The following is a 7680-nucleotide window of genomic DNA, read 5'->3' on the forward strand; positions in this document are numbered from 1 at the left end:
TGCATTTTGATATTTATATTTGATATTTAATATTTGATATTTGATATTTATTTGTTGTCTCCCTCAAATCCTATTTTGCAGAACCCTATACACTATTTTAACCTTTATGCTAGATTAAGACACCACCTCTCTGTGTCTGTGCGGTGAACGGTTACCTGAATTTTTCCTACCTGTGCGGTTAAATGTAAAATGGATAATGTAAAATGAGAAATGTAAAATGTATAACTGAAAGGTAATGAGTCTTGCGAAGTACTAAAATTTCCCATTTTTCATTTCCTATTTTACATTTTACATTTATTTTTCCTTTGCGTCTCTGCGATGAATTAGTCTAATCGCACAGGTGGGGATTTTTCCGTGTTTCATCCGTGTTCATCTGTGGCTGAATAGTTACGATTTGGTTTATAATTCTTCGTGTTCTTCGTGGTGAATAGTTACCCGTTATTTAATAATCCCCAGCTTGCCAATTGCCTTCTGTCCCTGCTCGTTCTTAATCAGGTAGATATAGACACCTGAGGCAACCTCGCGTGGATTTGTCCAGCCCTCTTCATCTGTGCCATTGTTATGCTCTATCTCCTTGACTAATTCACCCACGATGTTGAATACCTTAATCGTGCATTGAGCGGTTAATCGCTTGAAATGTAATTGTTGTCCCCTTGAGGCATAGCAGGGGTTGGGATAGACGAACACCCCGGTTAAGTCGCTGGCAGCGGTTATCTTTGATTTGCCTGCGGGGGCAATGTATGACAGATGAGTGATTGTTCCGTAGATGATATTTGCATCTATATCTATATTTGAGTCAGCTACCAATTCCCAGATATTACCATCTGATGATAGATACAACATTAGAGTTCTCTCATCTATATTCCCTAAAACCGCCTCGTCATAGTTAAACATTATCTGCACAGGATTGGTCAGTGTGCCAGTAACCTTATCCCCTGAAGTACCGTAGGCATTTAGTTCCATGCCAATACCGATATTGTGTGGTAGGTGAGCAAGTTGTCCTGCTTCAAGTTTTATAGGTGGTAATACATAAATAAGGTCTGTCCCAGTACCATATCTTACTGTAGCAGTCCCCCATGTTGCTGTCAAGGTACCTGCCCAGGTCTTAGCCAGGTCCACAGGATAGCCAACTACCATCCTGACAGAAGCTATATTGGTTCCATAGGTAGCGCTTATTGTGCCAAGTCCAGGCATAGTGGCATAAAAGACAGTGCTTGAGCCGTGGGTAAAGAATAACCTACCAATATCTCCTAAAACTTCCCATCTACCCTCGCCATAATCAATCAGGTTATTGTTTATATCATAGAATTTTAAAGATAAGGTGTGGGTGCTGCCCAGAGGAACACTCATACCAGTAATCTTCTGATTTAGGATACTTTCTATCTGAATATAATCATATTCGGGCATGACAATATTAACAACCTCATCAGTAAAACTATTTACAACCCCATCATTTACACTCAATATAAATGTATAGGTTCCAGGAAGTTTGGGTGTAAAGGTGGGAGTGGCTGTGGCTGAATCAGACAACAAGGATTTTTGAGGATTGCTATCTGCCTCTGTCCAACTGTAAGTAAGTTGGTCTTCATCCGGGTCAAAGCTTTTGCTACCATCAAGAGATACTATTTCATTGGCATAAGCATATCTATCAACTCCAGCATTGGCTATTGGCTGGCGATTTGTCCAGCAGACAATTGGATTTGTAGGGGTAATCTCTGCAACACTGGGAAAATAGACTGTAGCAAAGTTGACTATCTCTGCACCTGCTGGTAGATTACTTTTTGCATTAACTGTAAAGGTAGAATAGCCGCCTTCTTTAGGACCTACTTCGCCAACATACCAGGTAATACATCTTGTCTTAGAATTATAACTTGCAACAGGGGATACCTGGGAACCATCCTTTGTGCTAAACATCTCCTTTACCTGGAGGGTAGTTTCATCCAAATCTTCATCTAAAATATCAGTAACATAAACACCATAAGCAATCCCTTCTCCTTCATTTTCATATTCAACCTTATAGGTTAGTTCTTGACCGGCTAAGATCTTTCCTTCTTGACCATACTTGGCATTAGGGTCGTGGGGAACATCAACCTGAGTTTGACAACCACTTCTGCTACTATCTTTAGCACTAAGATAGTCGCTCATAGCAGAGTCCAAATCTTTCCTGTGGTGAGTGTCCTGCATAATCAGTAAGTTAAGCCGGCTCTCATAAATATTCCCTCCCAGCGCATTTCTAGCAGAATCTATTGCTTCGCTATAAGTGTCTCCCATTATTTCTGTCTGACTTGCTGCAGCACTTAGAACACTTGATAATTCTATGACACTGTTTGAATTTGACAGCTCCTTATAGCTCTCGGAGCTTAAATAATTATTGTCATATAAAAAGTCTAAGAAATTCTGGCCCTCCTTATAGTCATCGTATGCGTCTTGAAGATGCTTCACCTGCCTCATAACCTCCCGCGCGATCCACGTGATAACAATAATCCCCACAATCACCGTAAACAAACCAACGCCTTTTATCTCAGCATTATCATTATCATTATTTTGTAATAACACCCCTCTGTTATTACCCTCACTACCTCGTAGCTTCTTCATATATTTCTCTATTGGAAGCTCAAACCTGATTTCAAATCCATCTTGAGTTTCTAAATACTCAAGGCAATCAAGAGAAAGCTCTTCTTGCTCAGGGGTTGTAGTTACCGTAGCCTCTGAATAGAGAGTGCCACTGCCGGCCTGACCAGATACATCCATCTTTACCTTCATACGGTTTTCGGTATCTTCAATAACCTGATAGCTTACCTCTGCAGGGTCAATGGCAGGCTTTTCTATGAGATATGCCATATTATGAATAATGGTACGGGGGGGTATCCCAAAAACAACTTTACACATTGTAGTAAGGTATATTATGGTGTGAGGAGGGATTTTTTCTATATTCCAAATTACATTATGTAGCCCATAGTCGTATCTACCGTTACCTGTATTTGACCTATATTCTACATAAGGTGAGAGTTTTTGGACTATCTTCACATTTTCAGCCTGCTTGGTACCCCTATTTCTGCACATAATTACATATTCTAAGGGACTGCCAGGACTAACAACCCCTTTTGGTCCCCAGGTGGTTATTTCTAACCTTGGGTGTGGCGGAAGATTCAAATCAACCCTTCCTATGGTAAGAGAAAGCCCCTTATCCTTCTCCAGCAGACCATACGCTATGCCCTCTAAGGGGCTTGTAAAGAGACCATTTAGATTAAATATACCAGGCGAAACCTTTTTAGCGTAAGTATAACCCTCTCCTTTGCCTATCTTTGAGGTATACGAAATTATGGAAAAGCCTTTGTTATAATATGGATTTTCTATTGTATTAATCGTCACATTGCTCAGCCCAAGGCTTAAATCTTCGTTATAGTCTCCTGTAGTGGTAACCTCTATAAATTTCTCTAAAATATGAAGGCCTACATCAGAGAATTTGGTAGTTGGTCCCTGATACTGAATCTCTCCGGTTGTGGTAAATGTTGATGAAACTATATCACTATCACCTATTTGACGAACCTTCCAGACTGCAAAATATTTATTATAGATATTACTATCTGAAACAGCCTCAGAAAGAAACCCTTCTACAAAACCTATAATTTCTCCAGAAAGTGCACCTTTTAGATAAATCCGCTTATCTTCAGGGTCAAAAAGAACAAAGCCTTCCTGATTGCCTACATATGTGTCTTCATTCAAGGTTATATTAAACCTGGCTTTATAAAAGCCCTGGTTAGCAAAGGCACCACTTTTTATGGAGACAAATTCAATATCGGTCAGATTTAGATTACCCTGAAAGTCTCCTTGAATCAAACCATTATTTAGAACAGCCTTTTCTACCCATACTTCTGCTGTTGAGGAACCTTCTTCTGAAAATTTCTCTTCAGTAAACTCAAGCTGGTATTCATAGGCACCCATATCTACAATCCCACCTACTATCCGGGGATTGCCATCCTTATCTGTTGTTGGAATATCCTGTGCTGAGTTTGTGCCTCTGTTTATGCAAGGTGAGACAACTTTAAGGTGAAAGTCACCACCATTAGAATCAACAAAGAGTGGATTCAAAGAAATATTACCCGCACAATCAGCAGTATTATTGAGCCAATTAACATCTCTGACTGTGTCGTTCTCAAGATAATCCCCTGATATATTCTCGAAGAAGCAGTTGTGATTCACTGGAGGATTTAGATTAGTTACCTGAATACCGTATTGAAAATGACCTATAATGATATTATTTGCTATCCTTGGTGAAGAATTAGAATCACAATAGATACCACTTGAATTGTCTACAATGGTGTTGTTGGTGATGGCTGGGGAGGAGAAGTAGCAGTAGATGCCATATTCGCGGTTGTCAGTGATGATGTTGCCTGAAATGGGTGGATGGCTGGTAGCAAGATGGATGCCATGACCATTGCTGTTTTTTATAATAGAATTCAGGATATTTGGCGAGGAATTATCACAGCAGATATTACCCATACTCCCATCACCACCACCATACTCTATCAGGCAATGGTTGATGGTGCCTGTGCCTGCCTTATTAAAGCAGATCCAATTCCAGTAGCTACCCTTAGCCCTGGTGAAGGTGATCGTGCCTGCACTGCCATCTGCTATCAGGATGCCTGACTCTGACTCTGCAAAGCCACCTATTGTCAATTGTCTGCTATTATCAAGTCTCACCTCTACCCCTGGCTCAATGGTTAAGCAGGGTGTGCCTGCTCCTTCGACATAGACATCGTCGATAATGACATAGGGAACACCCTGGTTTGTCCAGCTGCCTGAGGTATTTATTGTATCACCAAACACCTCAATGGCATTTGGGGTATTGTTGGAAAAGGTATTAGAGACTACCTTCCTTACCGAGTTTGCATATATCCTTATGGGATAGTTGTTATTGTTGGTAAAGGTATTGTCGGAAATATCTGGTGAGGAAGAAGTGCCAGAGCAATAGATGCCATAGGTATCATTCGCCAATATTGTGTTATTGGTGATATTTGGCGAGGCATAGTAGCAACAGATGCCATTATTGCTACTGCTTCCAATGGTGCAATTTGTAATAATTGGTGAGGCAGAATAACAAGAGATGTTGCCATCGCCACCATATTCAATCAAACAATTGTTTAAGATGCTTGAATCCTCTGCTTTATCATAAAAACAGATGCCATACCAATAACCCTTGGTTGTCGTTCCATTAGCAGTAAAGGTTACATTATTGGCAATGAGCTTGCCAAAATCATTGGCAGGATTCCCTCCAATGTATAAGCCTTTGTATTGGTCAAACTTAACCACAACCCCTGGCTCAATGGTTAGGGTTGGTGTGCTTGGTCCTTGGACATAGACATCGCCGGTACCGGTAATTACATAGGGAACATTTTGGTTTGTCCAGGTGCCTGAGGTATTTATTGTTTCAGCAAGCACCTCAATGGCATTTGGGGTATTGTTGGAAAAGGTATTAGAGACTACCTTCCTTACCGAGTTTGCATATATCCTTATGGGATAGTTGTTATTGTTGGTAAAGGTATTGTTGGAAATATCCGGGGAGGAAGAAGCGTCGTAGCAATAGATGCCATAATTGCTGCTGCTTCCAATAGTGCAATTTGTAATAATTGGCGAGGCAGAATCACAATAGATGTTGCCAATACCACCATAGCCACCATATTCAATCAAGCAATTGTTTAGGGTACTTGAATCCTCTGCTTTATCATAAAAACAGATGCCATCCCAATAACCCTTGGTTGTCGTTCCATTAGCAGTAAAGGTTGCACTATTAGCAATGAGCTTGCCAAATTCATTGGCATAATTCCCTCCAATCTCTAAGTTCGTGTATTGATTAAACTTAACCACAACCCCTGGCTCAATGGTTAGGGTTGGTGTGGCTGCTCCTTTGACATAGACATCGCCGGTAATGATATATGGAACACCCTGGTCTGTCCAGGTGCCTGAGGTATTTATTGTATCAGAAAGCACCTCAATGGCATTTGGGTTGTTGTTGGAAAAGGTGTTATTGACTACCTTCCTTACCGAGTTTGCCCCTATCCTTATGGGATAGTTGTTATTGTTGGTAAAGGTATTGTCGGAAATATCGGGAGATGAGTCAGCATTGTAGCAATAGATGCCATAGGTATCATTCGCCAATATGGTGTTGTCGGTGATATTTGGCGAGGAGTTGACGCAATAGATGCCATTATTGCTACTGCTTCCAATCGTGCAATTTGTAATAATTGGTGAGGCAGAATCACAATAGATGTTGCCAAGATTACCATAGCCACCATATTCAATCAAACAATTGTTTAAGATGCTTGAATCCTCTGCTTTATCATAAAAACAGATGCCATCCCAATAACCCTTGGTTGTCGTTCCATTAGCAGTAAAGGTTGCACTATTAGCAATGAGCTTGCCAAATTCATTGGCATAATTCCCTCCAATCTCTAAGTTCGTGTATTGATTAAACTTAACCACAACCCCTGGCTCAATGGTTAGGGTTGGTGTGGCTGCTCCTTTGACATAGACATCGCCGGTAATGATATATGGAACACCCTGGTCTGTCCAGGTGCCTGAGGTATTTATTGTATCAGAAAGCACCTCAATGGCATTTGGGTTGTTGTTGGAAAAGGTGTTATTGACTACCTTCCTTACCGAGTTTGCCCCTATCCTTATGGGATAGTTGTTATTGTTGGTAAAGGTATTGTCGGAAATATCGGGAGATGAGTCAGCATTGTAGCAATAGATGCCATAGGTATCATTCGCCAATATGGTGTTGTCGGTGATATTTGGCGAGGAGTTGACGCAATAGATGCCATTATTGCTACTGCTTCCAATCGTGCAATTTGTAATAATTGGTGAGGCAGAATCACAATAGATGTTGCCAAGATTACCATAGCCACCATATTCAATCAAACAATTGTTTAAGATGCTTGAATCCTCTGCTTTATCATAAAAACAGATGCCATTCCAATAGCCTTTGCTTGGTGTTCCTTGATTAGAGGTAAAGGTTGCATTATTGGCAATGATCTTGCCAAAGTTATTATATCCAATGTATAAGCCTACTATGTATTGGTCAAACTTAACTATAACCCCTGGCTCAATGGTTAGGGTTGGTGTGTTTGACCCTTGGACATAGACATCGCCGGTAACGATGTAAGGGCTTCCTGCCAAAGTCCAGGTTGCACTCTCAGAGATAACCCCTGATACATCTGTGCCATAAGCCATCTGGCTTATACTTCCCAAAACCATTCCCAAAACTACCACACTAAAGATTTTCTTCATCTTTTTTTACCTCCATTTTCAAAACACGAATAATATTTCTCGCAAAGACGCAAAGGTTACAATATTTTTGACAGGATGAACAAGATTAACGAGATTTTCATCTTGTAACTCCTGTAACTACCTTACCTTGCGTCATTAGCGCCTTTGCGAGAGAATTTACCAAAGACAAAAAAAGCACAGTCCAATTAATTACTGTGCTTATATTCTCCTAACTCTATGTCCTGCAACAGGTTAGAATGACTCTCTCTCTGTGTATGTATGTATGTATGTTCTGTTAGCGTTATCCATCTCTTCTCCTTTAACAGATTCTACATCTTAATCTCTTTTTACCTTGATTCGGTTCATCATTATTTAAGTGGCTGACCCCTTACCCTAATTATATCTCAATAT

At 40.5% G+C, this 7680-nt stretch carries 1 protein-coding gene; it reads right to left on the reverse strand.

Going from position 1 to position 7680, the window contains the following annotated elements; all coding sequences use genetic code 11:
* Nucleotides 1-438 precede the first annotated feature (438 nt).
* Complete coding sequence (locus AB1422_13940; protein ID MEW6620414.1) at nt 439-7290, reverse strand: right-handed parallel beta-helix repeat-containing protein; 6852 nt, start codon at nt 7288-7290, stop codon at nt 439-441.
* Nucleotides 7291-7680 lie beyond the last annotated feature (390 nt).

The sequence above is a fragment of the bacterium genome, from assembly GCA_040757115.1.
In the GTDB taxonomy this organism is placed as follows: Bacteria; UBA9089; CG2-30-40-21; order CG2-30-40-21; family SBAY01; genus JBFLXS01.

What these genes read in the sequence shown, in the direction of transcription:
- AB1422_13940 (MEW6620414.1), bottom strand. Translation starts at nt 7,290, where the DNA reads ATGAAGAAAATCTTTAGTGTGGTAGTTTTGGGAATGGTTTTGGGAAGT.